This window comes from Pseudomonas sp. Tof1 (assembly GCF_055390395.1).
This window is the reverse complement of the sequence record NZ_AP024344.1, coordinates 4,399,470-4,426,195: the sequence shown is the minus strand read 5'-3', so window position 1 is coordinate 4,426,195 and position 26,726 is coordinate 4,399,470. Positions and strand designations below refer to the sequence as shown.

The following is a 26,726-nucleotide window of genomic DNA, read 5'->3' as shown; positions in this document are numbered from 1 at the left end:
CGCTCAGCTCGGGCGCATCGACGCTGCCTCCGCCAGCGGTGCCGGCTGCCGCGCCAACGTCAGGCTCAGGGCAACCCCTACAGCCAGGCAGGCGGCCATGCACAGCACGGCGACCGTGAAGGCGTGGCTGATGCGGGCTGCGGTTGCCTGCTCCCCCAGCACGGTATAGAACACGCCACCGATGACAGCCACGCTCAGCGAGGTGCTGATCTGCAAGGTCGCGCTGGTGATGCCTGCGATCATCCCGGCATACGCCGGTGCGACCCGGCCCGTGACCAGGCGCATCAACGTCGGCAGGGCCAGGCCCTGTCCCTGCCCGATTAGGAACAGGATGACCGCCAGGGACGTGAAGGGCGGGGCAAGGCCAGGGGGAGTCACTGACATCAGCCAACCCAGCCAGAGCAAGCCGATGACCTCCAGCGCCATGCCTACCGGGTTCACGTAACCGCCGAGCACGCGCCTGAGCAGGGGAACCGAGAGCGGTCCGATCAGGAAGCCGGCGCCGAACGGCAGGAAAACCAGGCCGGCATGCAGTGCGGTCATATGCAGTGCACCTTGCAGGTAGATCGAAAACAACAGGAAGAACACGCCAATGGCGTAGAAGCACAGCGCTATGGATAACGCCCGGCCCAGCCCGGGGGCTTGCAGCGCGGCCGGTGTCAGCAAAGGGGTTCCGCCGGCGCGGTGCAGGCGCGCCTCGTAGCGCCAGAACAACGCCCCAGTACAGGCGCAGCGGCGAGCGACAGCCACGCCCACCACGGCCATCCCGCTTCGCGGCCCTCGATCAACGGCACGACCAGGGCGCCGAGGGCCAGCATCGACAACGCCGTACCCACCAGGTCCAGTTTGCTTGCCTGCAGCGCACGGGTGTCCTTGAGCACGGGGATACCGAATGCAATCACCAGCAGTGCAATTGGCAGGTTGACCAGGAATATCGCGCGCCAGCCCATGCCGAAGAGGTCGAGCGCGATCAGCACGCCACCCAGCGCCTGGCCGATCACTGACGCCAGGCCAAACACAGCCCCGTACAGGCTCAGGGCCAATGACTTTTCCGCTGCCGGAAAAATCGTCTGTACCGAGGCGAGTGCCTGCGGCGCCATCACGGCAGCGCTAACGCCCTGCAAGGCGCGCCCGAGCACCAGTACCCATGGCGCAGTCGCCACGCCGCACAGCAGCGAGGCAGCGGCGAAGCCCAGCAGGCCGACGAAGAACATCCGCCCGCGCCCATACAGGTCGCCAAGGCGCCCGCCAGTGATCAGCGTCACGGCATAGAGCGTCGCGTAGGATGCGATCACCAACTGCTCGGCAGAGGCACCTGTGCCCAGGTCGGCCTGTATCGAGGGCAGCGCGACGTTGACGATGAAGAAATCCAGCGGAGGCAGAAACGCACCGACCAGCAAGATGGCGAACATCAACCAGCGCCGGGGTTCGCTGGCTTCGTTTTCGATTCGAGACATGACAGGCATCCTGTGTGGCAACTCAGGTTCGATACGCGTGCAGGCCAGGTTTCCTGGAGCAGGGTTGTCGCCCCGCTCGTGCCTGGCCGATGGGCCACACTCTAGGGAATCACATCCCGGCGCGCGCCTTACGAAACTGCACGGGCAACGTTCATTGCTGTCAGTCTCGCTGGCACCTCAGCATGGGGTAGGGTGGTTGGGCTTGCGCTCATCGCGGCTGGCTTGCCGGGCCTCGGCGCGTACCACCAGGCAGATGCCGACCGCCGATAGCGCCATCTCCGCTGCCATCGGCCAGGACAACGGCTCATCGAACATCGCCCAGGCCCAGAGCAGGGTGATCGGCGGGCTGAGGTACAGCACGCTGGCGACGCGGGTGGCCGAGGACCTGCGCAGGCAGACCCAGTACAACCCATAGCCGCCAAGCGGCGACAGGACTGCGGTCCACGACACGCTCAGTGCAGAGCCTGCGCTGGTAACCGTGCCAGGCTGCGTTGGCTGCCTTCGAGGGCGGCGAAGGCGAAACTGGAGACGAAACACTGCAGCCAGAGGTTGGGCAACAAGCCCAGGGGTAGAGACGCCACACGTATTCAACCTGATCGTGTATTGGGCGTCACTTGCAGACCACACGCCTGGTTTCGAAGCCAGTGAAGACCATCGCCTGTTCATGCTGGGGCTGGCGCGTACTTGTCGGAAGAACCGCAGGTTTATCATGTCGACGGTGCCGGCTTTCCCACGGGTGTTTGATCGACTTACAGGGGGGGCGAGCAAGGCCGTCGGGTCAGGACGCACTTGGTTTTTTCTCGAATGCGGCCTCCAGTACTTGCTCGATCTCGGCCAGCTTGTGTTCGGTGCCTGCCACCACGACCGCAGTCTGATTGGCGCAATTCACCAATAGCTCCAGTGTCGCCGGATGGTGATCGCCCGGAAATTTCCGGAGCACGAAATGAACCGTCGCATGACTGCGCCAGGTGGCCTGATCCATGGACCAACGAGGGTCGGCGAATGCAAAAATGACCGCCTGGGTTTGCCTATCAAGGAGCGAGGGCACATACACCCATTGGCTGTTGCGCGCTTCCCAGGCGGCGACCTTGACCGCGAATCTGCCGCCTGGAGCGATGATTTTTTCCATTTCTTCCATTTGCCACAGCTCCTGGGGCAGGTTGTTCAGCGTCTGGAGGTAGGCTGCGGCAATTAGCCGGCAATGGATAGCGAAGCCGTAGAATTGCTGGCCTTTGCAACTGTCCGCTTTCGACCCAAAGCAGCCCTCCATGGATTGCTGCTATCGGCGAAAGGCGGACGTTCCCAGCAGGGGGCCGCAGCTCCCGCTACTGCCGTATTCCTCCTCGCCTACTTTTTGCCCCTCATGGCTCCTGTAACCAGACTTGATCTTGCTTTTTTCCACCTTCTACGGTGCCCATGTAAAATGAGAGCTCTGGATACAATAGTGTCTTGTTAACTGTCAGTATAAACATTGATGCTGCGAATGATTTGAAATGACTAAATAGATTTGTGTCTGGCCATTGAAACCGAACCAGTTGACGTTGGCCTGCCACTTCAGGGTAGGCCGAATCTCTGCCTTCCTGATCAATGTATATCAACAAGCCATCTTCGATACTGAGAACCATATTGTGCTTGTGTCGCTGCTCGACGTCAGGCTCATATAAATCGTCAATGAACAAGGGAAGCCCTTCCAACTTGAAGTCGAGTTTCTGGCAAATCAATATTGTGGGGATCAGATCGTGTGGGTCATGCAGTGGGTTGAAGTCAGTGTAGCTCTGCTTGTAAAGTACGCGAGGGTGCGAGATCCTTTCGCTGAGGGCCTTTGTCCTCGCGAGTTTATTTAGTGATTTGCCAAACTCAGCGCGAGATAGGGTCGATTTCACCTCGGCAACGCAGAATACGGTCTCGACTGGGTAGAAGCGGTGTCGATCGCCCTCCTGAAATAGTGGGGTCATTCGCGGATCGAACACAACTACATCACATTGTGTGCTCACGTCATTCATCGAAGTGATGAGAAATCCTGTAGATAGATCGAGCGATCCTGGGATCAGGAACCTCAAGAAATCTTTGACAATGTTTTCGCGGTACATGCCGTATTCGCCTGAATGGCGAAGACGACCAGCCTCAGGGTTGAAGAATACTTCAGTAGCCAGCGTCGAAAACGCTGACTTGAATACACTGATCTTCTCTCGAAGCAGCGCGTCGAAGATATCGTTGCTCATGTCGCTCCCATCGAGATACTCACAGCAAACTGCTTTATATATAGCCGCTCTTTACGCACACGATTGCAGGAGGGCGATAGCTTACACATTAGCTCCTTGTCGAGAATCACACCAGCCTAGGCGCATGGCCGCAACGGGTCAAAAGCTGCCTGCCGTGGAGATCCTTTTGGTCGGAAGCAGTCTTTTGATGAATGACAGCTTTTTTGGAGAGGGCAAGTCGTTACGGTAGCAGCATTTCCAAACGTTGCATCGAGATCCCGCCCAAATTGACGCAATATCTTCATTAACGGCTACCGAACGAACTATTTGCGGTCGTTAGTCAGGGATTCTTTAGGCCAAACTTATACAGTAGGATGCCTTGATCGCTGATGGTAAGTTTCGACCCATCCCTAGATGCAACGCCAATCGAGAGGAGTAGAGGCTCTTCCGTCGGATTGCCATTATGGAGATAGGGAGTTCCTTGTGTTCGCTCGAAAAAAGATTTTAACGCTTTTAAAGCGGGAATCGAAGCCAAATTGACAATATGAACAAGGTTATCATAACTTGCATATTCTATTTGCTCTCGCATCATCTCAGCTAGCAACCTACCGACTAAGTCCGCCTTGAAAGGTTTTTCGCTTTCCGTGGCAATCAGCAAGAGGGTATCGGCAAAATCCTCAAATCTCTCGGGATCTGCGGATAGTTTATCCATCGCTTTGGCTCTTGCTTGCACATCAACTTTCTCACAGGCATTCAATAGGGCTATGCAGTTTCTACGAAAACGATGCTCCATAAACGTATCCCGAGCCTGAAGAACCTTCAGGCCAGTTCCGACTAACGGAATCTCGCTCAAAACCTCCGTATCGCTGGCGGCGGAAATGCCGGCGTCGATCACCTCTGCGGCCATATCCATATGGTTCTTTAGAGTATCTCCAACTGCTTTGATCCAAGTGGGAGAATCCATTTTCTAGCTCCGTGCAAAATTAGGTCATCCATCTTATACCCGTCCAGCGGTCCGTGAGCGCCATTTTACTCTGGATGTCGTGACTTGCCGATAGCCGCAAGCTCGCTGACGGGTTATGCAAATATCGAGTATGACCTGGGTGTCTGCTACTGGCCGATTGTAGCCTGTCGCGAAAGGCTACATCGACCCAAGGCAGCCGCCAGCACCCGGCAACTCACGCGGCTGAGCATCCGTGCGGCGACTTACCGCCCAAGTAATCGCCGCGGTTGGACTCATCGATCACCACCGACATGGCGATACACGGATCAAGGGTTGCTCGATGCGATTTTGTCCAGCAACTGCCGGGCCAGCGCGTGGTACAGCGAGACTGGGGCGATCCAGCCGGAAATGGTGGCGGCCATGACCGTGGCGGCCAGCATGGGGATGAGCAGGTCGGGACTATGGGACAGTTCCAGCACGATCACCGAGGCGGTCAGCGGCGAGCGGGTCACGCCAGCGAGGTAGGCGCCCATGCCCAGCAGCGCACAGGTCTGTGGGTTGAGGTTGGGCAGCAACGACAGCAGCGGGGTGAAAGCCGCGCCTATGCTCAGCGAGGGCGAGAAGAGGCCGCCAGGAATCCCGGAGAGATAGGACACCACGTTGGCCAGGAACTTCCACAGCAGGAAGTCCTGCCCGGTCATCGGGTGGCCTTCGAGCAGGGCGCGGGTTTCTTCGTAGCCGGTACCAAACACATGGTTGCCGGAGACCAGCCCCAGCAGCGCCAGCAACAGGCCGCAGGCTGCGGCGAAGGATACCGGGAAGCGCTCGCGCAGCCGGCACATGCGGCCAAGCCAGCCGGCCTGGGTGGGGAGCACCAGTTTGACGTAGAGCCCGCCCAGCAGGCCGCCGAGCAGGGCGCAGGCTGGCACTTCGCTCCAGCCCCAGCCGGCCGGCAGGCTGCCGCCGATCTCACCGAAGTACGAGTAGTGGCCCATCAGGCCGAGGGTGATGGATCCGCCGATTAGAACCGCTGTCAGCACTAGGCCGCTGAAGCGTTGCTCGAAGGTGCGGCTGAGTTCCTCGATGGCGAAAACGATACCTGCCAGCGGCGTGTTGAAAGCTGCAGCGATGCCGGCGGCGGCGCCGGCGAGAATCAGTCCTGCGATGGTGCGCCTGCCGTGCAGGCCCAGACGTCGACCGAAGGCATAGATGACGGCGGCGCCGACGTGCACCGTAGGCCCTTCGCGGCCCACCGAGCCACCGACCAGCAGGGCGGCCAGGGTGAAGAGCATTCGCGCGGCGGCAACCGGTAACGCTAGCACCCTGGCGCGCAAGCGCCGCGAGGGCGACTCCAGTGCGGCAATTACTTGGGGAATGCCGCTGCCCCTGGCCTGAACGAGCCAGCGCTGGGTGATCCAGGCCAACAGGGCGAAGCCCGCCGGGGTGACCAGCAGCGGCAGCCAGGAGGCGACGCCGAGCATGTGCTTAAACAGAGCGAAGGATTGGTCCGCCAGCCAGGCGAAGGCCAGCGCGACCAGGCCCACCAGCAGCGCGCCGACCCAGAACGCCAGGCGTTGTCGCCACTCCAGCCAGCGTGGCCGTCGGAAGCGCCGTGGCTGGGTGGTGGGGACGGGTTCTACGTTTGGGGTGGGTTGTTCGGACATCGGCGCGACCAGGATCGTGGAGCAAGGGGCAATTCTACTCAAATCTGCTGCCCATACAGGTGATACAGCACGTTGTCATTGGAAGACCAGGCCGTGCATGCATTGCTCCAGGAGTTGGTACTGATCTTGATCCGCACCGAGCACCTCTTGCTGCTGGGCAAAAAACGGGAAGCTGGGCTTCCCGCTCCACGGCAGAATGACGTCAGCCATTGGCACAGACGATCGACTTCTCCAGAATCGAATCCATCCTCAATTGCGCCAGCTCTATCAGGTGCACCACACCCATCGCCACCTTGCGATTCGAGCCGGTCTGGTTGTCGGCGTTCTCGTAGGCCGTGGCTGCGGCTGACTGCAGAATCGAATGCAGGTCGAGAAGAGTAGCCTCGTGGTTCAACGAGAGCGGAGGCTGCCCAGGTGGCGTGGCTGCCGCAGAGACAGCAAACGTCGGTACGGCTTTCGGTGTTGCCTCTGGCCCCAGGTCATAGTGGGACAGTGCCCGGTCGGCGATGCGCGGATCGATGGCTCCGGCGTTGGATCTTGCCGGCGGATTGGGGGTAGGTTTGAACATGTGGCGTGACTCCAGTCAGTCAGCTGAGAGAGCCGCATCCATCGCTACTAAACGATAGGGTGGCGGCCGAACGCAGGTTAGTAGACCGGTGACTAGGCCCGGCGCGCACGAAGGCGCCCTGCGCACGGCCACCATAAAGCGAAGGCTGAAAAACGAGCCTGTCAGAAGGGGGCACTTTGCGCCTAGTCACATGGCGGGCTACTAAACCCGGTCACTGAATTGGCAGTGACAAGCCGGAGCCTAGCCTCGTGATCAGGCACAAAACAAGCGCTCGGGATTTTCTAGGAAATTTCACTCAAGGGAAAGGGAGTTGTCTGGTTTGGAGGCCAGCTGCAGTTCGTACTGTGTACTCCGGTTTTTTTCAGCACAGGCCATCTCTGCTTCGACCTGGCTATGAAACAGAGTAATGATCCGACATTTTTCTTCGTTGTCGTAAATGTCGAAGCGGGGGGAGCCGGTTCAGCGCTGTACGATGTGCCGCGACGAGGATAGGAAACCCTGTTTTGAGAAACCGCCGGGATCACCACGAATCTGGACTTCATCGAAGGCCCCCTTTTATTCAGCTCTTGCGAGAGATCGGGAGCATGCGTACCAGCGTATTGTCCCTGACCCAGTAATGGTGGAAGAGGCCCGCTGCGGCGTGCATCGCGATCAACCAGTAACCCGCACTGCCGATGAATTCATGCCAATGCTTAAGCTGTTTCGCCAGGTCAGGGCTGACCTGGACCGGGGCCCACACGCTGAAGCCGAAGTAGGGAAACGGTTTGTCCGCTGCGGCAAGCATCAGCCAGGCGAACAGCGGTGTGGCGATCATCAGTCCATAAAGGGCCAGGTGCATGACTTGGGAAAGGTTTTCCTGCCATTTCACCAGCCTGGGAGTAATCGGCGGACGTGGAGTCAGACGTCCGAGCAGGCGAAGCCAGACCAGCGTAAAAATGCTCATTCCGAATGCGCCGTGCAATCCCAGCAACAGGCTGCGAGCATTGCTTCCCCGAGGTAGATAGCCCTTGATCTCTATACAGGCATAGACACCCACAAACAGAGCCAGCATCAACCAGTGCAAGGTGATGGAAAGTGTTGCATAGCGCTGAGGCTTCGTATCTCTGGTCATGACATACCTCATGAAATCCTAGTGGGGAACGACGATGTGCTGAGCCTACTGACGAAATCTTAAGCCCATCTGAAGGCCTTCTCGGGTCTAGCTCAATCATCAGGGGATACCTCCGTTCCACAGCCGCTGTCGCGTTCGGTGCTTGGAGGCGATGGAGCGGTTCTGGAGACCTCCTGCCGGCCTGTACTTGCGGGATAATCACTTCTATCGTAAAGCCAACGGGGATGCCTGGAAGATCAAACTATTGAAGGGAAAGACCGTGCGGCTATTGCTGATCGAGGACGATGTGGCCTTGCGAGAGGGTGTCCACCAGGCGCTGGCCCGTGAGGGCTATACCGTCGATTGGGTTCACGACGGACAGGATGCGCTGCATTCTCTGCTCAGTGAGACCTTTGACCTGGCCGTGCTGGATCTTGGGTTGCCGCGGCTTGACGGCCTGGAGGTGTTGCGTCGGCTGCGTGAGAGCGGCTCGACCCTGCCCGTGCTGGTACTGACCGCCAGGGATGCGACGGATGACCGTATCGCTGGCCTGGATGCCGGGGCCGACGACTATCTGGTCAAACCCTTCGACCTCGCTGAACTTAAGGCCAGGTTGCGCGCGTTGCTGCGGCGCAGCGCCGGGCGGGCCAGCCCGCTGATCGAGCATGCCGGCATCACCCTTGACCCGGTCAGCCAGCAGGTATGCTGGGGAGGCCAGCCGGTTACCTTAACACCCAAGGAATACCAGCTGCTTTACGAGTTGCTTTCACCGCCGGGACGGGTGATGACACGCGAGCGCCTGACTCAGTTGCTGTACGGTTGGGGGGATGAAGCCGAGAGCAATACGCTGGAGGTTCATATCTACAATCTGCGCAAGAAGTTCTCCACCGATTTGATTCGGACTATCCGCGGTGTCGGGTACCGCATGGAAAAGACTTCATGATTTCGATACGGCGTCGCACGGTGACGCTGATCATCGGGATACTGTTAGTTGGGAGATTGATCATTACCTTGCTCAGTCTGCACGATAGTAATCGGGAGATCGACGAGGTCTACGATGCGCAGCTGGCGCAGAATGCCCGTCTGCTTCAGGGCGTGATGCGCATGCCGTTGGTACCGGGCGACGAGAGCAAACTCTATGAGGCCTTTAACCAGGCGCTGGGGGAGGGCGTGTCGGAGGCCGATGGCCACCCCTACGAGCGCAAGATTGCCTTTCAGGTCTGGAGCCCCCGAGGAGAAGTGCTGGTGAGAACGGCCAGCGCTCCGGTCTTTGAGCAACTACCGTCCGTGGCAGGCTTCAGTGATGTCGTGGACCTCAAGCAACATGCCTGGCGGGCCTTTCTGCTCGAGGATAAGCAGAATCACCAGCGTATCTGGGTCGGCGAAAGGGATGATGTTCGTTCCGACCTGGTCTATCGGATCATCCGCCACACCCTCTGGCCCAATGTCTTTGGCACATTAATCCTGGCCATCCTGGCCTGGCTGGCCATTGGCTGGGGGCTGGGCCCCCTGGCGAAGATGGCCATGATCCTGAGAGGAAGGCATCCTGGCTCCCTAGAGCCGCTACGCCTGGAGCCCTTGCCCTCGGAGCTTGAACCCATGCAGTCGGCCCTCAACAGGGTGTTGGTGCAGGTGCAAGAATTGCTGGGGCGCGAGCGCCGTTTTATCGACGATGCGGCCCATGAGATGCGCACCCCGCTGGCGGTATTGCGTGTCCATGCCCAGAATCTGCTGGAGGCTGAAACCGAGCAGCAGCGAAGCCAATCCTTGCATCACCTGATCAGCGGCGTGGATCGCACCACCCGGCTGGTCAATCAACTGCTGACCATGGCCCGCCTTGAGCCATTGAGGGACGTCACGGCGACGCAACTGATCGATCTTGAGCAGGTCCTGCGCGAGAACCTGTCACAGTTGGGGGCCTGGTTGCTGGACAAGGGGCTGGAGTTCGAGTTCGATGTTGAGCCGGGCGAGTACCAGGCCCGGATCAGTGCCGATGCACTGGCGATTGCCTTGCACAACCTGATCACCAACGCGGCCAATTTCTCCCCGGCCGCAGGACTGATCTCTGTCCGTCTGTCGAGCAGGGCGGGGCAATTCGAGCTGTCTGTGCAAGATCAAGGCCCTGGCATCGATGAGAGCCAGAGAGAGCGGTTGTTCGAGCGTTTCTACAGCCGGGGGAACGACCAGGGAGCAGGGCTGGGACTGACTATTGTCCAGACGATTGCCCTACAGTTCGGCGGCCAGGTCCGCCTGGAGAACCGTGATGCGGGCGGACTGTGTGCCTCGTTGACGATTCCGCGTCCCTAGAAGCATCCTGGCCGTTTGCTCAGGAAAGGGAGCAGTCTCGGTGCCCGATCAATCCACCTTCAGATTTCCTTAAGGTTGTAATGTCATTGTGACATCAAGGCTTTCAGTCGCCACGTCTATCATCAATCTGTGGGCGCTGCACTGACGTTCTGATGCGTTGATGACCTGTTGATCTGACGCATTAAAAGCCGCCGTGAGCCGGGCCTATATCGAAAATGGGATAAACGGGTGAGTAAATGAACATGCGTAGACTAAAGGTTTCTACACGGGTTGTAGCAGGCTTTCTCAGTCTTATCGTACTCATGCTTGTGATCGGGTTGGGATCCCTGGCCCAGATGAGGAAGATGAACCAGAGCTCCCACGAAGTTGATAGCAACTGGTTGCCCAGCATTCTGGCATTGAACGGCATCGATGAGGCTGTCATGCGCTTGCGAACCCTCACCTTGCGTGCGGCCATCGGTTTCAATTCCCAGACGCCCAATGATGTGACACGTGCCCGGGAACAACTGGATGATGCAGTGCGCACCTACAGCGCATTGATCTCCAGCCCGGAAGAGCATGCGATCTACGAGCGTTTCCTCAAGGCCCGCCAGGATTACGAGCAAACCCAATCCAGTATTGTCGTCCTGCTGGCCAATAATGAAACCGGCAAGGCGATAGAGTTGATCAACAATGTCCTCAATGCCAAGGGCAGTGCCGTCGTGGCCGAGGTGGATGCCTTGGTCAAGCTGAACACCGCGGGAGCCAGGCAGGCGACCCTGGCCAGCGCTGCTGCCTATGACCAAGCCAACCTGATGGTGATCGGAATACTGGTGGCCTCCGTGATAGCTGGGGCGATTCTGGCAATGATCTTGTCGCGCAGCGTCGTATTGCCTCTGCTGCAAGCGGTGCGCGTTGCCCGGACCGTCGCCTCGGGGGACCTGACGCAGAGCATTCCCAATGAGGGGCGTGATGAGGCATCGCAACTGATGGACGCCCTGCGAGACATGCAAGGCAGCTTACGCGGTACCTTGGGCCTAATTGCGGACTCCTCGGCTCAGTTGGCTTCGGCTTCACAGCAACTGCATGCCGTCACCGAGGATGCCCACCGCGGAATTCAGCAACAGAGCCACGAAATCGAACAGGCTGCCACTGCTTGCAATCAGATGAGCGCAGCCGTTGACGGAGTTGCCCAGAACGCGGCGACTACGCTGGAAGCTTCCAGGGAGGCGGATCGGGCTGCCAGCCAGGGTCGAAATCAGGTCGACGAGACGGTGGTCTCGATCGGCAACTTGGCCAATGACGTGCACTCCAGCGTTTCTCGAGTGGAGGCTCTGGCGAATGAGATGCAGGAAGTCGGCAAGGTGCTGGATGTGATCCGCGCCATCGCCGAGCAGACCAACCTTCTGGCGCTTAACGCGGCGATCGAGGCTGCGCGGGCCGGGGAGCAGGGGCGAGGCTTCGCGGTGGTGGCAGACGAGGTTCGCATGCTGGCCCAGCGCACCCAGCAGTCAACACAGGACATCGAGAAAATGGTGTCCTCATTGCAACAGCAGGCGGTCGAGACCGTCCAGACGATGCAAGGCAGCGCCAGGCAGGTTCGCGCGACCGTCGAGAGTGCTGAAGCTACCAAGGCGTCGTTGGGCGCCATCGTGCGTACCATTGCCGCGATCAACGAGCAGAACGTGATGATCGCCAGCGCCGCGGAAGAGCAGGCAGCCGTCGCCAAGGAAGTCGACCGTAGCCTGGTCAGTATCCGCGACCTGTCCTTCCAGACCAGCGCCGGGGCCAATCAGACCAGTCATTCCAGCCATGACCTGTCTAGGCTGGCAACAGACTTGAAAGGCGTTGTCGCCGGGTTTCGCTTCTGAAATCCGACTACCGGGTCCTGTCTCTAGCGTATTCGACTATAACTGGGTGATGGCTTTTTGCTCTGTTGCTGACAGGGGATCCGCCCATCAGGAGGCTTAATGAGACAGGGTGTCCCAAAAATCCGCTTGCGCCAATGGATCTGGCGCGCCTTCCTGAGCAGTGCGCTGATACCACTGATCCTGGTGGAAACGGTGTTGATTGCGAGCTACTTACTGACCAACCAGGTCATACGGGAGGCACAGGTCGATTATCTCAAGCGTAGTGCAGTCGATAGCTTGAGTGCCAGTGTCGAGCAGAATGCACTCATTGTCGAGAGCAAGCTCGAGCACCTGACCGGCGTGGCCGGCCTGCTGGGGACAATGACAGAGCAAGCACTGCTGACGCCGGCCAGCGTACCAGGCGAAGTGCTGGCCGTGACGCCCGAAGGTGCGCGTTACAGCGCGACGGATCTAGGTGGTGCGGCCTCTTTCTATTCAGCAGCGACACCTTTGGCCCGTCAGGATCTGGACAAGGTACGGCGGCTTGCCAGTCTCGATACCCTGTTCAAGCAGATCAGACAGGCTGACCCGATGATTGCCAGTCTCTATTTCAACTCCTGGGACAGCTACAACCGGATCTACCCTTGGTTTCGCACCAATGAGCAGTATCCGGCTGACATCCGTATTCCAGAGTTCAACTTCTACTATTTGGCGGACGCGACCCACAATCCACAAAAAGCGACCCGTTGGACCGAAGTCTACCTAGATCCCGCTGGACATGGATGGATGATGTCCGCTGTATCACCTGTATATCGTGGTGATTTTCTTGAAGGAGTCGTTGGGCTCGACATCACCGTCGACGGCATGCTGAATGAGATTGCGCACTTGAGGGTGCCATGGTCCGGGTACCTGCTGCTGGTCAGCAATGAGATGACCATCATGGCGATGCCGCCCCAGGCTGAGGATGATTTCGGCATGAGTGAACTCAAGGCTCCTGATGCGAAGACGGTGGTGTCAGGGAATGTCCTAAAACCTCGCACATTCAACCTCGGGCAACGTGATGACGCGGTAGTAATGGCAAACGAGCTCGAGACGGCTGACTCAGGATTCAGTGAGGTAACACTGCAAGGCCGCCCACATCTGTTTGCCTGGCGAACGATCAAGAATACTGGCTGGCGGCTGGTTGCCCTGGCCGAGAAAGAAGATGTCATGGCTGAAACGTACGGTTTGGCCAGGCATTTTCGCAACATAGGCTATCTGATGATTGTCGGCCTGGTATTGTTCTATATCGTGTTTTTCACGGTCCTATGGCGTCGTTCCCGCAAGCTGAGTGAACGGCTGCGCCAGCCCATTTCGGGCATCGTCCAGATGCTTCGCGAGATCGGCCAGGGGCGCTGGCAACCGGCCCGCGTCGAGTCCGGGATCGCCGAACTCGACGAGATGGCCGGCAATGTCCTGACAATGGGCAGCCAACTGGCAACCAGTGAGCAACAGCGCCATGTTGCACAGGAGCGTTTGGCGCTGGTAATGGAAAACGCCTCAACCGGTCTGTGGGAGTACCACCTGGATGATGACAGCCTGACCTTGCGTGGGGGATTGGTCGTCAGGCTCGAGCTGCCCGAAACGTCGATGAGTCGAGAAGCTTTCCTGGCCCGGTTGGATGCCAACGATGCGCGGGCCGTGATGCAGGCTTTCGACTCGCTGCGCATGGGGCAGACCAGTCGTATCGATATCGAGTTCAGGCTCAGTCGTCCGGATGGCAGCTTTCTGTGGCTGCTCGGACGTGGCCGGATGATCAAGGGCGTTCTGGACGGTGGGAACGTAGCGGTGGGCACCTTGGTGGACATTGATGCGCTGAAACTGACGGAAATGGAGCTGCGTGAGCGCACCTTGCAGGCCCAGGCGGCTAGCCAGGCCAAGTCACGCTTCATTTCCAGCATGAGCCATGAACTGCGAACTCCCCTCAATGCCATCCAGGGCTTTACCCAGTTGATGCGCATGGGCGCGCGTCATGAAACGGACGAGCAACACCTGGACGAGATACTGGGCGCCACCACGCACCTGGCGCAACTGGTCGATGACCTGCTCGATTGGTCCAGCCTGCAGGCCGAGCCCCAGAAACTCACGCTCAAGCCCGTCCCGGTTCTTAGCATATTGAAAGAATGTGCCGACATGGTTCGTTCCCAGGCAATGGCGGCGGGCCTGTTGCTTGAGCTGGAGCTCGAGCTGACGGATACGCCGGCAGAGGTGTATGCGGATGCGCGGCGTTTACGCCAGGTCCTGCTGAATCTCTTGTCCAATGCAATCAAGTACAACCGTCCCGGTGGTCGCCTGTTGATCGGTGCACTGAGGGTCGGGGAATGGATACGCCTGTTTGTCGAGGATGGCGGGCTGGGTATCGAGCCTGCTCTGCAAACGGCCTTGTTCGAACCGTTCCAGCGGCTTGGCAAGGAGAACACGGCTATCCAGGGGACAGGCATCGGCCTGGCCCTGTGTCGTGAGCTGGCCGGGTTGATGGGCGGGCAGATGGGGCTTTCAAGTGAGCCCGGCAAGGGCAGCCGATTCTGGATCGATCTTGTCCCCACGCACCTGGTCGAGCCCTCTGGCATTCGGGAAAAACGACGAACTGCGATTTTCTATGCCGGGAACGATGAGTCTATTTTGCCATTCATTTCTACCATTGCTGGAGAGCGTGCCACGCTCAAGTCCGGAACATTGGAGGGCTGTGTCGTTGACTCAGGCACCGAGGGTGCGCCTGGCATCCTGCTGCTCGATTGCGATGATGAAAATACCAACCGTTCGGCCCAGCTTGGAAGGCTAAGACGTAGTCTGAACGCCGAGTTCATGTCGGTCGTGCTGTTGGGGTCTGCACCCAAGGCATTGGCCTGGGTGGGCTTTGAGTTTCAGGCCGTGCTGAAAAAACCATTGGAAGTGGAAGCGTTGCGTGAGGTTCTTGACGCGCTGCTGGAGAAGGAGAGCTCGAATGTTCACTGATATTCCTCTCGATACCCGTATTCTTATCATTGATGACGTCGCGGCCAATCTGCGCTTGCTCTCCTCGAGTCTCAAGGCGTTTGGGTTGAATGAAATCGTCAGCTTTTCCGACTCAGGGCAAGGGCTGGAGTGTGCCCGGCATGAAGATTGGGATCTTCTGCTGCTGGATCTGGATATGCCTGAACCGGATGGGTTCGAGATTCTGCGACAGCTCAAGGACCGCGACCGGTCACGGCAGCCGATCATCATCCTGACGGCGTTGAGCGATGCGAACAGCCGGCGATTGGGGTTGGAGTTGGGGCCAACGACTATCTGACCAAACCTCTGGATTTACCTGAGCTGATCTTGCGTGTACGCAATTGTCTGCGTCTGGCACAAGCGAGCAAGAAGCTGCAAACACTGAATCTTGAGCTCGAGATGAAGGTCGTGGAGCGCACTCTGCAACTGCAGCAAAGTCACCAAGCGGCGATCAGGGCCTTATCTCGCGCAGCCAGCTATCGCGACAATGAAACCGGCAATCATATTCGCCGGATTGGCGATGCATCGGCATTACTGGCAAAAACCATCGGTATGCCAGCTCAATGGTGTGAAAGGCTGCGTTTGGCGGCCCCTATGCATGATCTTGGAAAGATAGGCATATCGGATGAAATACTTCTGAAGGAAGGGCCGCTTACCCCGGATGAGCGACAGAACATGATGAAGCATGCCGCCATCGGTCATGAAATTCTGCATGAGGAGCAAGGAAGTGACCTGACCCGCATGGCGGCAGAAATTGCCTACTGCCACCATGAAAAATGGGACGGGAGTGGCTATCCTCGCGGGCTTGCGGGTGAGGAAATTCCTCTGTCGGCGCGTATTGTCGCGTTATGCGATGTTTACGATGCTTTGCGCATGCCGCGTCCCTACAAAAGCAGTTGGTCCGCTGAGAGAGCCCAGTCCTACCTGGCCGAGCAGTCTGGGCGACATTTCGATCCCTCGCTTGTCGAGGCTATTCAGAAAGTCTTCGGTGAAATAGAGAACCTGTTCCAAGAGGACACGGAAGTTACATTGCGAGGGATGGCATAAGTGCACACCTTAATATCCATGTGGAAGCCACACTTGCTGATGTAGTGGAATGATTTGATGTCAACACTGAAACAACCAAGGCTCAAGCTGAGAACGCTTATTCTTTTGTTTGCCTTGCTTTCGGCATGCGTGACGCTGGCCAACAGTCTATGGGTTATCTATACGGGGCAGCGTGACGTGGGCATCAGCGATGTCCTTGAGGACAAAACCCCCTATGGCTACCGAATACCCGTGAGCGTGGATCAACTGCTCAGCGCCGAATTGTTCAGGCTGGACTAAAGCGCTGACAGGATAGCCGGCAGTGCGCGGAACAAGGCAGGGTGAAGGAACAGCCGATTGCCAGCGCCTCACTGATGGAGGCTACCGAGGTGGCAGAGCGACTGCGGCGAACTGTGGAAACCACGGATATCGAGCGCATCACGATTTCGGCGGCTGTTGCACGCTGGCGTCTGGATGGCAAATTCACTGCTACTGTGTTTGAAGCCGTAGATCGGCTGCTGTACCAGACCAAGGAATCAGGTCGAAATGCTGTCGTCGTGCAGTACCTTGACTCTCCCATGTAATCATTTCTGCAGTGAGCGCCGGGTCGATGAAAGCAAACTCTTTCAAGTGGTCGGTGGGCTGGATGGCCATGATACTAGTGGTAGGCCTGGCAGCCAGCTACGTCGTCAGCTACCAGCAGGCCAAGACCATCGAGGGTCATGTCGGGTCGGTTCTCAAGGACGCCGGGGAAGCAATCGGTGACAACCTGCAGACACGCTTGAAACTATATGAGTACCGTCTTCGTGGCATGCGCGGTGCTATCCAGATGCTGAACCTGGATTACGTCAGCAACCGCCAGATGGCTCGTTTTGGCCAGGGGCGTGATATTGAAAAGGAGTACCCGGGGGCGCGCGGTTTCGGCTTCATTCGTCGGGTACCGGCTGACGGCGAAGAGCAATTCATGCGTAACGTCAGGGCTGACGGTCAGCCTGATTTCAAGTTCACCCGGCTGGGCGCTCACCCGGGAGATCGTTTCATCATTCAGTTCATCGACCCACCTGCTGGCAACTCCCAGGCCCTTGGGTTGGACATCGCCTCGGAAACACGTCGTCGTGAGGCGGCTATCGAGGCAATGCGCACAGGGGTTTCAAGGCTGACTGCGCCGATCACGCTGCAGCAGGACGCTCAAGAGAGCCTGCGAGCGTTTTTACTCCTGTCGCCGGTTTATAACACGCCGGAGACCCCAACCGATGTTGCGCTGCGGGAGAAGAACCTGATTGGTTGGACCTATGCTCCCCTGACCATGCGTGAGGTGATGACCAGCCTGGACCCGGCGAATCACCGGTTGCATCTGAAACTCTACGATGTCGGGGATACCAGGCAACTGATCTATCAGACCCCGGAAAATGGCCAGGACCCTCAAGTACTGCAAACCTATACCTTTGAGCGAGAGATCTATGGGCGCCACTGGCGGATGGAGGTGGGCGCACACCAGGCGTTTGTCGATGCGCTTGATCCGGTACCGGCGAGCCGGGTCTTTGCCATCGGCGCAGCGGCCAGCTTCCTGTTGACAGGGCTGGTTGGCACGTTGCTGATCTCACGGCAGCGCAAACAGCAAGTCGTGGCCGGTCAGGCCCGACTCGCGACCATCGTTGAAAACTCCAGCGATGCGATCATCGGTGAGGCGCTGGATGGCCGGATCATCACCTGGAACCGCGCCGCCGAGCAGATGTTCGGTTACACCGAGTATGAGGTACTGGGGCAACCGTTGGCACCGTTGTTGGTGCCAGTGGAACGCGTGCATGAGGACGAACAACTGCTGGAACAGGTCGCTCGCGGTGACCGCGGTTCGACCCTGGAAACCCAACGCCTGCACAAGGACGGTCGGCTGATCGATGTGACCATCACCTGCAGTCTGATCCGGGAGGCCGATGGCGCTATCCTGGGCGCGGCGAAGATGATGCATGACATCACCGATCGCAAGCGGGTCGAACGCTACCTCATGGAGTTCAATGCCCAACTCGAGAAGCAGGTCAGCGAGCGTACGGCCGAGCTGTCCAGGCTCGCCGGGTTAATGCAGGCGGTTCTGGATGCGTCGTCGGAGGTTTCGATCATTGCCACCGACACCCAGGGGCAGATTGTCGTGTTCAACCGCGGCGCCGAACTGTTGTTGGGCTACAGCCATGCCGAGATGGTCAGGCGCAAGACCCCGGCGGATTTTCATCTGCCTGAAGAGATCGCTGAGCGTTCTGTCGAACTGACCCAGGAATATGGCATTCCCATCGAAGGCATCGATGTCTTTTGCTACAAGGCTGCACTGCAAGGCTCCGAAACCCGGCAGTGGACCTATGTGCGCAAGGATAGCTCGCAGGTGCAGGTGTCGATGGTCATCACCCCGATTCGCACCGCCGATGGTGAATTGACCGGTCATCTGGGCATTGCTCAGGACATCACCGATCGCCTGCGCCACAGCGCCGAATTGCAGACGGCCAAGGCCAGCGCGGAGGCGGCGAATGCGGCCAAGAGCCTGTTCCTGGCGAACATGAGCCATGAAATCCGCACGCCCATGAATGCCGTGATCGGCATCGCCCATCTGTTGCAGAACAGCTCCTTGAACGAGCAGCAGCGCCAGTTGCTGACCAAATTGCAGATCGCTGGACGATCCCTGTTGGGCATCATCAACGACATTCTGGACATCGCCAAGATCGAAGCCGGCGAGATGCGTCTGGAGCACAACCCGTTCAGCCCACGGCAGTTGCTTGAGGACTTGGGTGATCTGTTTGCGGCTCAGGCCGAGCAGAAGGGGTTGAGCTTTGCCGTGAAAGGAGCGCTGCAGTTGCCCGGGCTGCTGATTGGCGATGCATTGCGGATCAACCAGATCCTGATGAATCTGGTGGGCAACGCCCTAAAGTTCACCACGCAAGGGCGGGTCGAGGTGATCGTCAGTCACGAGCCAGATGCCACCGATCACTGTTGGCTGCGCTTCAGCGTACAGGACACCGGTTGTGGCATCGCTGCCGATGCCCTGGGCCAGTTGTTCACCCCGTTTACCCAGGCGGACGCCTCCACTACCCGTCGCTTTGGTGGAACCGGATTGGGTCTATCCGTTGTTCGTGGGTTAGCCGAGCAGATGGGCGGCCATGTGTTGGTGCGCAGTGAGTTGGGCAGCGGCAGTGAGTTCCAGGTTTCCTTGCCCTTCCAGGTCTGTTCGAGCGAACTGGAGGCGACCATCACCGGTGGCAGCCTGGAAGTGTTGATGCTCAGTGATGATACCGCCTCGGCGCAGGCACTGCAGCGGGTCTGCCGAGGCCTGGGTTGGCGGGTGTCGAGCGTGACTGACGAGCAGGCATTGCGGCTGATGCTTCAGGAGCGCCATCAGGCCCAGGGGCCTTTACCGGATATCCTGCTGGTCGATTGGCTTGACCCGATCGAGCAGGATCTGCGGCGCTTGCGCGAAAGCACGCAACTACCGTTGATTTTGGTGACCCCGTGCGCTGCGGAGCTGATGCTCGATGACCAGGTCGACCGTGTGCTGTCCAAGCCGCTGGACAGTTCCGCACTGTTCAATGCGGTCAACGCTTGTATTGCCCGGTACCAGGGCAGCACGGAACGGGTCCTGCAGTCCACGCGACTGGATACCGGCATGACCCACTGGTTGAGCGGGCTGCAGTTGCTGTTGGTCGATGACAGCGAGATCAACCTGGAGGTGGCGACCCTGCTTTTGGAACAGCAGGGCGCTCAGGTGCAGACTTGCATCAATGGTTTGCAGGCTTTGGAGCGTCTGCGCCAAACCCCCGATTTCTTCGACGCGGTGCTGATGGATGTACAGATGCCGGAAATGGATGGCTACGAGGCGACCCGGCGCCTGCGCAACGAGTTGGGACTCAAGACCCTGCCGGTGCTGGCGCTCACTGCCGGAGCGCTGGCTGAGGAGCGTCGACAGGCCGAGATGGCGGGCATGGATGACTTCCTGACCAAACCGCTGGAACCGAGTGCCCTGATCCGTGCCATACGGCGGGCCGTCGAAAGGGTGCGTGGTACCTCCGTTGCGGTCAGTACCATCGCGACCTCTCAGGATGAGCCCGCTGAGCAGTGGCCTGTGATAGAGGGGCTGGATATGCGCGAAGCCGCCTACCGCTTTGGCAACGACGTGCAGTTGTTCCGCACTTCGGTCCGACGCTTTTTCAATGAGTTTGCCGGATTTGCCGATAGCGAGGCGGTGTTGCAGCGCAAGCAGCAGCCTGGCCCGTTGATCGCGGATCTGCATAAGTTGCGTGGCGTGGCAGGCCTGCTGGGCGCCACCCTGGTGGGACAGTTGGCTGGGCAGGCTGAATCGCTGCTGCGCGACGGGCAGGGAGCCGAGCCGGTGCTCAGCGCCTTGAGTGCGGCGCTCTCAGCACTATTCAAGCAGACGGTCAACGTACAGGAGTCCGTGCTGGCGGTGCCGAGTACAGAGACGGACCAAGAAGCCGCTCAGCAGGCCTTGGCGAGGTTGCATGCCTTGCTCGAAAACCACGATCTGGCCGCGCTGGATCAGTTTGCAGCGGCTGCGCCGGCACTGCGGGCGGCAGCCGGGCAGGTGCTGGTTGAACAGCTGTGGGAGGCCATCGAGGAATTGGAGTTCGAGCGAGCGCTGCACATGCTCGAACGTGCGAATTTGTGAACGGAGAGCCACTCATGATGCAACGCACACCTAGCTTGCTGATCGTTGATGATGATATTTCTGCCATCCGCGTGCTGAGCCGTATCCTTCAGGGCCTGGGCCAGATCCGTTTTGCGACGGGGGGGGAGCAGACACTGAAGATTGTCCAGGAAATGCGTCCAGACCTGATCCTGCTCGATGCCGAGATGCCCGGCATGAGTGGATTCCAAGTGTGCGAGAAGCTCCAGTCCGATCCACTGCTGCAGGGTGTACCCATCATCTTCATCACCAGTCATACCGAAACCCAGGTGGAGGAGGCCGGGCTGGCACTCGGGGCGGTGGATTTCATCGGAAAGCCAGTCAAGCCCGCGATCGTCACGGCTCGGGTCAAGACGCACCTGAACCTGAAAATGGCCATGGATCAGCTCAGCCTACTGGCCCAGACCGATGGACTGACCGGATTAGCCAATCGTCGCTTGCTTGACCAGCGTATCGAGTATGAGTGGCTCCGCTCACTACGCAACCAAAGTGCATTTTCGGTGTTGTTGCTGGATATCGATTTTTTCAAGCGCTACAACGACCGCTATGGACACCTGCAAGGCGACGAGTGCCTGATTGCAGTTGCCCAGACGCTCAAGCGCTGTGTGCAGAGATCCACTGATCTGGTAGCACGCTATGGCGGGGAGGAATTTGCCGTACTGCTGCCAGAAACGGGCGAGGAGGGGGCTCGGCAGTTGGCAGACGAAATTGTTCAGAGCGTCCACAGCCTGGGCGAGGTGCACGAAACCAGTGACTTTGGCAGGGTGACGATTTCCGTGGGTGTCGCAAGCTTAGAGGCGGGCTCGCTACTGCCCCCGAGCACGCATACCAGCGATGTACCATCCATCGCTGCAGCGCTGCTTGCTGAAGCCGACCGGGCTTTGTATCAGGCTAAGCATGATGGTCGAAATTGTAGCCGCTTTGTACCCATAGAGCTTGCACCCTGAAGGTCCATGCTTTTTGGTGCCAAGCACCGCTGTAAATTACAGGGTTCTACCCCACTAATACGGACACTTTCGAGTAAGCTCGCACCGAGCTGAAGGAGTGTTCATGAAGCGCAAGAAATACAGCCCCGAGTTCAAGCGGGAAGCCATCGAGCTGGTTCGTCGTTCAGGAGCGAGCTGTCGACAGGTAGCCCTGGAGATTGGTGTTGCTCCCAACCTGCTCACACGCTGGGTACGGGAGGCACAACCAGATACTGAGAAAGCCTTTCCTGGAACGGGAAGCCCGCGAGATGAGGAGCTTGCCCGCCTCAAGCGCGAGTTAGCCCGAGTCACCAAGGAACGTGATTTTTAAGAGACGCGGCAGCGTACTTTGCCAAGGAGTCATCGAGCGGTACACGGTGATCCAGCGCTGCCGCAAAGACTACCCGGTACGATTGATGTGCCGTTGCCTGAAGGTTTCCGCTAGCGGCTATTACGCCTGGCAGGATCGTGAACCAAGCCCGCGAGCTCAGGAGAATGCGCGCTTGGTGAAGCGCATTCGGGAGATTCACGAAGATAGCCGTGGTGTGATCGGAGCGCCACGTATGCATGAGGATCTGCTCGACGAGGGCGAAGCCGTCAGCCTGAACCGAGTTGCTCGCCTGATGGCGGCTGAGCGAATTCAAGGCTGGCCACGCCGGAAGCGGCGTGGCTTTGGGAGAGTCGCCAGCAGCCGTCCAGCAGGCGTGAAAAACCTGCTGGAGCGCAACTTCACCGTGCAGGAACCAGAGCGCAAGTGGGTCACGGACCTCACGGAAATCGCCACCCAGGAAGGCAAACTCTTTCTATGCGTGGTGCTCGACTTGTACAGCAAGTTGGTGATCGGTTGGTCGATGCACCACCGCCAGGATCGGCAGATGGTGATTCGAGCGGTGGAGATGGCGATCTGGCAGCGCCAGGGTGACTGGTCAGTGATCCTGCATTCGGATCGCGGTAGCCAATTCACCAGCGGCGACTACCAGCGTTTTCTGAATCGCAACACACTGGTTTGCAGCATGAGTGCCGTCGAGCACTGCGGCGACAACGCGGCCTGTGAAGGCTTCTTCGGTCAGCTCAAACGGGAGCGCGTTGTCCATCAGTCGTATCGAACTCGTGATGAGGCACGAGCGGATTTATTCGACTACATCAAGCGGTTTCATAACCCACGAATGCGTCGTAGAGTTGCCCGGCAAGATCTGAAGTTTTAAGCCCTTTTCAAACCGTCCGTGGAAATGGGGTAGAACCCGCGTTTGAATCGTAAGCGAACGGCAAACACGCCTACCGAACTCCAGTTTTAAGGGCGATGGTGTCCGTCTATTTTTGCCGTTTTTCTATAGCTCTCTAAGTCGATGAAATGCTTCGTTGTAATCGAGCCAGCTGAATTTTCAGATCCTCGACTTCAGCCTCCAACTGACGGGCACGTTCGCTAGCCTCAACCTGGACGGTAACGTCCTTTTGGATGCCGATGTAATAGGTGAGTTGATCCTCGTCGTTAAACACTGGGGTTATCGAAAGCTCATTCCAGAAAACACGGCCGTCTTTGCGATAGTTTCGAATGATATGCCGGCAAGGCTGAAAATTTTTTATTGCTTCGCGGATAGCAGCAATGCCTGGTTGGTCTCGATCATCGCCCTGCAGGAACCGGCAGTCCTGATACAGGGTGTCATCAATGCTATAGCCGGTCAGGTGCTGAAAGGCTTGGTTGGCGTAGATGAGGATGTGTTCATCGCCTTCCTGCTCTGCCACCACAATGCCATCGTTGGAAGACTCGATCATCAGTTTCAGCAGTTCTGCATCGATCATTTTCGGAGCCCTTATGAGTTTCAAAGAAGTCTATACCAACCTTTCCGATCTGACCTTGAGAGGCGATTTGCGCCGGCAACGCTTCGAGCAGTAACGCACTTCATCCCAGCAGAGTGCCCATTTCTTCCTCCCAGCTGGTAGATCACGGCGTGATCAGATCACCGCTAAAAATTTCCCGAGCGCCCTTGAATTTTTGTCTTCGATTCCTACTTAGGATTTTGCGCGATGCCGAATGCGGGTCGCGCCTCAAATCACTTGGAGAAAACTCAGGAGATTTAGCAATGGCTACTACTCTTTCGTTGGCCCCACTTTTCCGTCACTCGGTCGGCTTTGACCGTTTCAACGATCTTTTCGAATCGGCGCTTCGCAGTGAGGCCGGAACTTCCTATCCTCCTCACAACGTTGAAAAACACGGTGATGACCAATATCGAATTGTCATCGCGGTGGCTGGCTTGGCTGAGGAGGACTTGGACATTCAGGTTGAAAAGGGCGTTTTGACGGTCGCCGGCGATAAGCGAGAAAGCAACGGAGATGTCACTTACCTGCACCAAGGTATCGCTCAGCGTGCTTTCCGGCTGTCGTTCCGCTTGATGGATCACATCGAGGTGCAGGGCGCGAAGCTCGCTAACGGTTTGCTGAACATAGACTTGCTTAGAGTGGTACCGGAGGAAGCGAAGCCTAAGCGCATCATGATCGGAGGGGCTGAGTCTGCTCACTCCAGGCCGGTCAGTGAGCAGTAAGGTGAATAATGGGGCGCTCTTCGGAGCGCCTCTTTCTTGTGGGTATCTCAGGCACCTTCCTGACGGCGCATCAGTGACCTTGACCTTCAGAGCATGGCGGTTGCGCTATGCAATCTCCTGATTGTGGAAAGCGTCCGCCCAACTCACCTTGCGTAAGTCAGGCCGGCATCCACTGAGGCGGCAGCAACTGCCCGATCTCACTGGCCCGTTGGGTCGGCAAACGGCGCTGAGGTGCGCACGCTGAGGTGCTTAGCCCGGCTGATAGCCGATGCTGAGTGTCCAGGCCGCAAAGATCAGCGCTACGGTCAGAACCAGGCCCGACAACAGGGTGGTGCTTTCTGCTGGCGTGAAACCGCCCATGGCGTGCGTTCCTGATCCGAGGGTTCGGTCCGCACCCCCATACGCAGCAGAGCTGGCTGAGGGCGCGAGACGTCGAAGGTGTCTGAAGGCAAGGGGCATGGGAGCGGCTCGCTGGGATAAGGTTCATCGTGCGTGCCGAAGAGCGCTGACGAGGACAGCAGGAAAACAGGAATCGGGGTGACTGGGTTTTGCGCAGTGTTTAGCGGTTCACAATAGGGTCTAGACGACCCTCGCGAACGGTATGACGCTGAGTCGATTCGGGTTATTCCGATCGCGATCAACTGGCGAAAATGTTGAAATGGGCTTCGAAGCATGAAGCTTCAAGCGAAAAGTGAGGTGATAGGTGAATATCAGTGAGGTTCTTGAGTACTCGGTGGAAGGTATTTCCGAGGAGGACGAGGATGCTTCGCGAGAGGGCGTTGAAGCGTTAAGCCGAGCGATGTCGGAGCTGTCGCGCAAAGTCCACAATGGCGAGGACATTGATATTGAACCCTCTCGGGTTCACACCTACGTCTTCGAGTAACCTTGACCCCATTTGGGGACGTAGGCCTTTGAGGAGACAATAGGTTTTCCGCTGAAGTGGTCCACAATTCCCGGGTACCGAATGAGCTGTTCCTGTCGCAACCGCCGGCAGCCCGAAACAGTGGCTTGTGCAGCAAGCGAAATCTGATCGGCACGCTTGATTAGGTCGCCGCCGTATTTATGCGTTACCTTCGCATCAGCCCTTGGACGATAGAAGATGAGTCCGACTCTCCATAAGGCAGCTAACGGTCATCTGTCACTTGATGTCAACGAGTGGCCAGAGACGTGCTGGCGATCGCTGGAAGACGAATTGATAAAGCGCCGAGGATTCACGCGCGTGGGCGCCTCCGTCATAGGCATGGATGAAGAAATTCATCCAACCTTCCACTGTGCCGAGTTCAGTCTCTCAGTGGGCTGGGATCATTGGTCGGGTCGTTATTTGCTGTCAGATTCAGTGGAGGGCGATATTTTTCTGCAAGAGCTATTCGACCAGCTCCGTGTCTGACAGAGGACGTCGGGAGGTATTCCTAAGCAGCCAGTAGCGAGAGTCAAATCATGGAGGACATTTTGACGAGTAAAAAGACAAGCGCAGCGAGCGTTCAGCGTTTTGATGAATCGGTCTGGGCCAAGGCCCACTGGCTCAATGAACCCAAGCATTATCTCACCCACCCAGACGGCTCACTTGAGGTGATGACGAGCCTGCAGACCGATTTCTGGCGTGAAACCCACTATGGCTTCATACGGGACAGCGGACACCTACTAGCCTTTGAAACCGAGGGAGACTTTACAGCCCAAGTCAGGGTGAACGCCGATTTTCGTGAGCTGTACGATCAAGCGGGCCTGATGGTCAGACTCAATGAGCAGACGTGGGTAAAAGCGGGCATCGAGTTCAACGACGGGAACCCCATGATCAGCAGCGTCCTGACCCAAGGCCAGTCGGACTGGGCGCCCGCTCACTTTGCTGGAGACCCCAACGGCTTTTGGCTGCGTGTAACGGTCTCTGACGGTGTGCTGCGCGTGCAGTATTCGACCGATGGGAAAGTCTGGCCGCTTCTCAGACTGGCACCGTTTCCAAAGGCAAACCATTACCAGGTGGGCCCGATGTGCTGCACACCGGAGCGTGAGGGCTTGAGGGTGAGGTTCTCCGAGTGGTCTCTAACACGTCCGTTGGGCCGAGATCTGCATGATTTGAGCTAGGCAACCGTTCGCGAGCAGGTCCCATCTTGCTCGCTAATCTCCAAGCTCGTATTGCTGAACCCCCACGCGCGTGACCTGCATCACCTCTTCTTGAGGTGGTGGTGCGCCGGCAAAACGACGCCGGGAAGGCGAAAGAATGGATAACGGCTTCTAGCGCAGACAGGTTCCGATGACCTTCAGATTGATGGGCGTCCACGCACTTTTGAGGGGCTTCATTTTTTGGTGCGCCGGCAGCGTTCCGAACAATAACGAACCTCCTCCCAGCAGCGAGCCCACTTCTTGCGCCAAGTGAAGGGAAGGCCGCAGGTGACGCAGACTTTTACTGGAAGCTCGCTTTTTTTCAAAATGATCCACCCTCATT

Annotated in this window: 23 protein-coding genes and 5 pseudogenes; 16 read left to right on the top strand and 12 right to left on the bottom strand. The window is 58.1% G+C overall.

All coding sequences use genetic code 11. From position 1 onward, the window contains the following. Positions 1-3: 3 nt before the first annotated feature. The 3 genes and pseudogenes from ACZ5KU_RS19735 to ACZ5KU_RS19725 form a co-directional block, all read right to left on the bottom strand. On the bottom strand, positions 4-666 hold the full coding sequence (locus tag ACZ5KU_RS19735) for an MFS transporter (protein ID WP_464736079.1): 663 nt from the start codon (positions 664-666) through the stop codon (positions 4-6). Continuing rightward, entirely contained in the window at positions 660-1,457 is a 798-nt protein-coding gene (locus tag ACZ5KU_RS19730) for an MFS transporter (RefSeq protein WP_464736078.1), read from the bottom strand. The genes ACZ5KU_RS19735 and ACZ5KU_RS19730 overlap by 7 nt, the downstream gene beginning before the upstream one ends. 177 nt (positions 1,458-1,634) lie before the next feature. Further along, positions 1,635-2,032: pseudogene (locus tag ACZ5KU_RS19725) on the bottom strand (EamA family transporter); the annotation flags it as partial. Here ACZ5KU_RS19725 and ACZ5KU_RS19720 point away from each other — a divergent pair. Next, positions 2,020-2,201, top strand: a pseudogene (locus ACZ5KU_RS19720) (antibiotic biosynthesis monooxygenase family protein); the annotation flags it as partial. The pseudogenes ACZ5KU_RS19725 and ACZ5KU_RS19720 overlap by 13 nt on opposite strands. Before the next feature lie 34 nt (positions 2,202-2,235). Here ACZ5KU_RS19720 and ACZ5KU_RS19715 read toward each other — a convergent pair. From ACZ5KU_RS19715 to ACZ5KU_RS19690, 6 genes are all read right to left on the bottom strand, one after another. Further along, the gene (locus ACZ5KU_RS19715) at positions 2,236-2,727 is read right to left on the bottom strand and encodes a hypothetical protein (protein ID WP_464736077.1); all 492 of its coding nucleotides are present in this window, start codon (positions 2,725-2,727) and stop codon (positions 2,236-2,238) included. 91 nt (positions 2,728-2,818) lie between these two features. Further along, the gene (locus ACZ5KU_RS19710; protein WP_464736076.1) at positions 2,819-3,679 is read right to left on the bottom strand and encodes a DUF6602 domain-containing protein; all 861 of its coding nucleotides are present in this window, start codon (positions 3,677-3,679) and stop codon (positions 2,819-2,821) included. A 319-nt stretch (positions 3,680-3,998) separates the two neighbouring features. Continuing rightward, positions 3,999-4,622, bottom strand: coding sequence for a hypothetical protein (locus tag ACZ5KU_RS19705; RefSeq protein ID WP_464736075.1), 624 nt, complete (start codon positions 4,620-4,622; stop codon positions 3,999-4,001). A gap of 305 nt (positions 4,623-4,927) precedes the next feature. Next, the gene (locus ACZ5KU_RS19700) at positions 4,928-6,265 is read right to left on the bottom strand and encodes a chloride channel protein (RefSeq protein ID WP_464736074.1); all 1,338 of its coding nucleotides are present in this window, start codon (positions 6,263-6,265) and stop codon (positions 4,928-4,930) included. Positions 6,266-6,467: 202 nt separating this feature from the next. After that, positions 6,468-6,833: a DUF6124 family protein gene (locus ACZ5KU_RS19695; protein WP_464736073.1), complete on the bottom strand. Its 366-nt coding sequence runs from the start codon at positions 6,831-6,833 to the stop codon at positions 6,468-6,470. A 559-nt stretch (positions 6,834-7,392) separates the two neighbouring features. Then, positions 7,393-7,944, bottom strand: coding sequence for a cytochrome b (locus ACZ5KU_RS19690; RefSeq protein ID WP_054063188.1), 552 nt, complete (start codon positions 7,942-7,944; stop codon positions 7,393-7,395). Positions 7,945-8,203: 259 nt separating this feature from the next. On the opposite strand from ACZ5KU_RS19690, the gene ACZ5KU_RS19685 reads away from it, so the two are divergent. From ACZ5KU_RS19685 to ACZ5KU_RS19635, 11 genes and pseudogenes are all read left to right on the top strand, one after another. Next, entirely contained in the window at positions 8,204-8,866 is a 663-nt protein-coding gene (locus tag ACZ5KU_RS19685; protein WP_054063197.1) for a response regulator, read from the top strand. Further along, positions 8,863-10,230: an ATP-binding protein gene (locus tag ACZ5KU_RS19680; protein WP_464736072.1), complete on the top strand. Its 1,368-nt coding sequence runs from the start codon at positions 8,863-8,865 to the stop codon at positions 10,228-10,230. Before ACZ5KU_RS19685 ends, ACZ5KU_RS19680 begins: the two co-directional genes overlap by 4 nt. Positions 10,231-10,466: 236 nt before the next feature. Next, positions 10,467-11,222: pseudogene (locus tag ACZ5KU_RS19675) on the top strand (MCP four helix bundle domain-containing protein); the annotation flags it as partial. Continuing rightward, on the top strand, positions 11,199-12,080 hold the full coding sequence (locus ACZ5KU_RS19670) for a methyl-accepting chemotaxis protein (RefSeq protein ID WP_416773525.1): 882 nt from the start codon (positions 11,199-11,201) through the stop codon (positions 12,078-12,080). The pseudogene ACZ5KU_RS19675 and the gene ACZ5KU_RS19670, both read left to right, overlap by 24 nt. A gap of 99 nt (positions 12,081-12,179) precedes the next feature. Next, positions 12,180-15,053 (top strand): sensor histidine kinase, encoded by a 2,874-nt coding sequence (locus ACZ5KU_RS19665; protein WP_464736071.1) that lies wholly within the window; start codon positions 12,180-12,182, stop codon positions 15,051-15,053. Continuing rightward, positions 15,043-16,118, top strand: a pseudogene (locus ACZ5KU_RS19660) (HD-GYP domain-containing protein). The gene ACZ5KU_RS19665 and the pseudogene ACZ5KU_RS19660 overlap by 11 nt, the downstream one beginning before the upstream one ends. A 57-nt stretch (positions 16,119-16,175) precedes the next feature. Then, positions 16,176-16,397 (top strand): hypothetical protein, encoded by a 222-nt coding sequence (locus tag ACZ5KU_RS19655; RefSeq protein WP_054063183.1) that lies wholly within the window; start codon positions 16,176-16,178, stop codon positions 16,395-16,397. Positions 16,398-16,438: 41 nt separating this feature from the next. Continuing rightward, a complete protein-coding gene (locus tag ACZ5KU_RS19650; protein ID WP_152973036.1) occupies positions 16,439-16,681 on the top strand; it encodes a GGDEF domain-containing protein in 243 nt (80 codons plus the stop codon). A 26-nt stretch (positions 16,682-16,707) separates the two neighbouring features. Then, positions 16,708-20,763: a CHASE domain-containing protein gene (locus ACZ5KU_RS19645; RefSeq protein WP_464737426.1), complete on the top strand. Its 4,056-nt coding sequence runs from the start codon at positions 16,708-16,710 to the stop codon at positions 20,761-20,763. A gap of 17 nt (positions 20,764-20,780) precedes the next feature. Further along, positions 20,781-21,728 carry a GGDEF domain-containing response regulator gene (locus tag ACZ5KU_RS19640; RefSeq protein ID WP_054063195.1) on the top strand — a complete coding sequence of 316 codons (948 nt, stop codon included), beginning with the start codon at positions 20,781-20,783 and terminating at the stop codon, positions 21,726-21,728. Between the two features lie 103 nt (positions 21,729-21,831). Further along, positions 21,832-22,951 (top strand): IS3 family transposase gene (locus ACZ5KU_RS19635; RefSeq protein ID WP_464736070.1). Its coding sequence is split into 2 segments (ribosomal slippage): positions 21,832-22,073 and positions 22,072-22,951, totalling 1,122 coding nucleotides; the frame shifts between segments, so codons are not numbered across the junction. Positions 22,952-23,084: 133 nt separating this feature from the next. Here the strand turns inward: ACZ5KU_RS19635 and ACZ5KU_RS19630 are convergent. Continuing rightward, positions 23,085-23,546, bottom strand: coding sequence for a PAS domain-containing protein (locus ACZ5KU_RS19630; RefSeq protein ID WP_416769509.1), 462 nt, complete (start codon positions 23,544-23,546; stop codon positions 23,085-23,087). A 30-nt stretch (positions 23,547-23,576) separates the two neighbouring features. Beyond that, a pseudogene (locus ACZ5KU_RS19625) lies at positions 23,577-23,672 on the bottom strand (DUF2256 domain-containing protein); the annotation flags it as partial. Between the two features lie 155 nt (positions 23,673-23,827). Here ACZ5KU_RS19625 and ACZ5KU_RS19620 point away from each other — a divergent pair. The 4 genes from ACZ5KU_RS19620 (at position 23,828) to ACZ5KU_RS19605 (ending at position 26,365) form a co-directional block, all read left to right on the top strand. Further along, positions 23,828-24,286, top strand: coding sequence for an Hsp20 family protein (locus ACZ5KU_RS19620; protein ID WP_054063179.1), 459 nt, complete (start codon positions 23,828-23,830; stop codon positions 24,284-24,286). A gap of 703 nt (positions 24,287-24,989) precedes the next feature. Further along, complete coding sequence (locus ACZ5KU_RS19615; protein ID WP_464736069.1) at positions 24,990-25,169, top strand: hypothetical protein; 180 nt, start codon at positions 24,990-24,992, stop codon at positions 25,167-25,169. A 216-nt stretch (positions 25,170-25,385) separates the two neighbouring features. Continuing rightward, positions 25,386-25,673 (top strand): hypothetical protein, encoded by a 288-nt coding sequence (locus tag ACZ5KU_RS19610; protein WP_464736068.1) that lies wholly within the window; start codon positions 25,386-25,388, stop codon positions 25,671-25,673. Between the two features lie 50 nt (positions 25,674-25,723). Next, positions 25,724-26,365 (top strand): DUF1349 domain-containing protein, encoded by a 642-nt coding sequence (locus tag ACZ5KU_RS19605; protein WP_464736067.1) that lies wholly within the window; start codon positions 25,724-25,726, stop codon positions 26,363-26,365. 212 nt (positions 26,366-26,577) lie between these two features. Here the strand turns inward: ACZ5KU_RS19605 and ACZ5KU_RS19600 are convergent, their stop codons facing one another. Continuing rightward, on the bottom strand, positions 26,578-26,709 hold the full coding sequence (locus ACZ5KU_RS19600) for a DUF2256 domain-containing protein (RefSeq protein WP_081009867.1): 132 nt from the start codon (positions 26,707-26,709) through the stop codon (positions 26,578-26,580). Positions 26,710-26,726 lie beyond the last annotated feature (17 nt).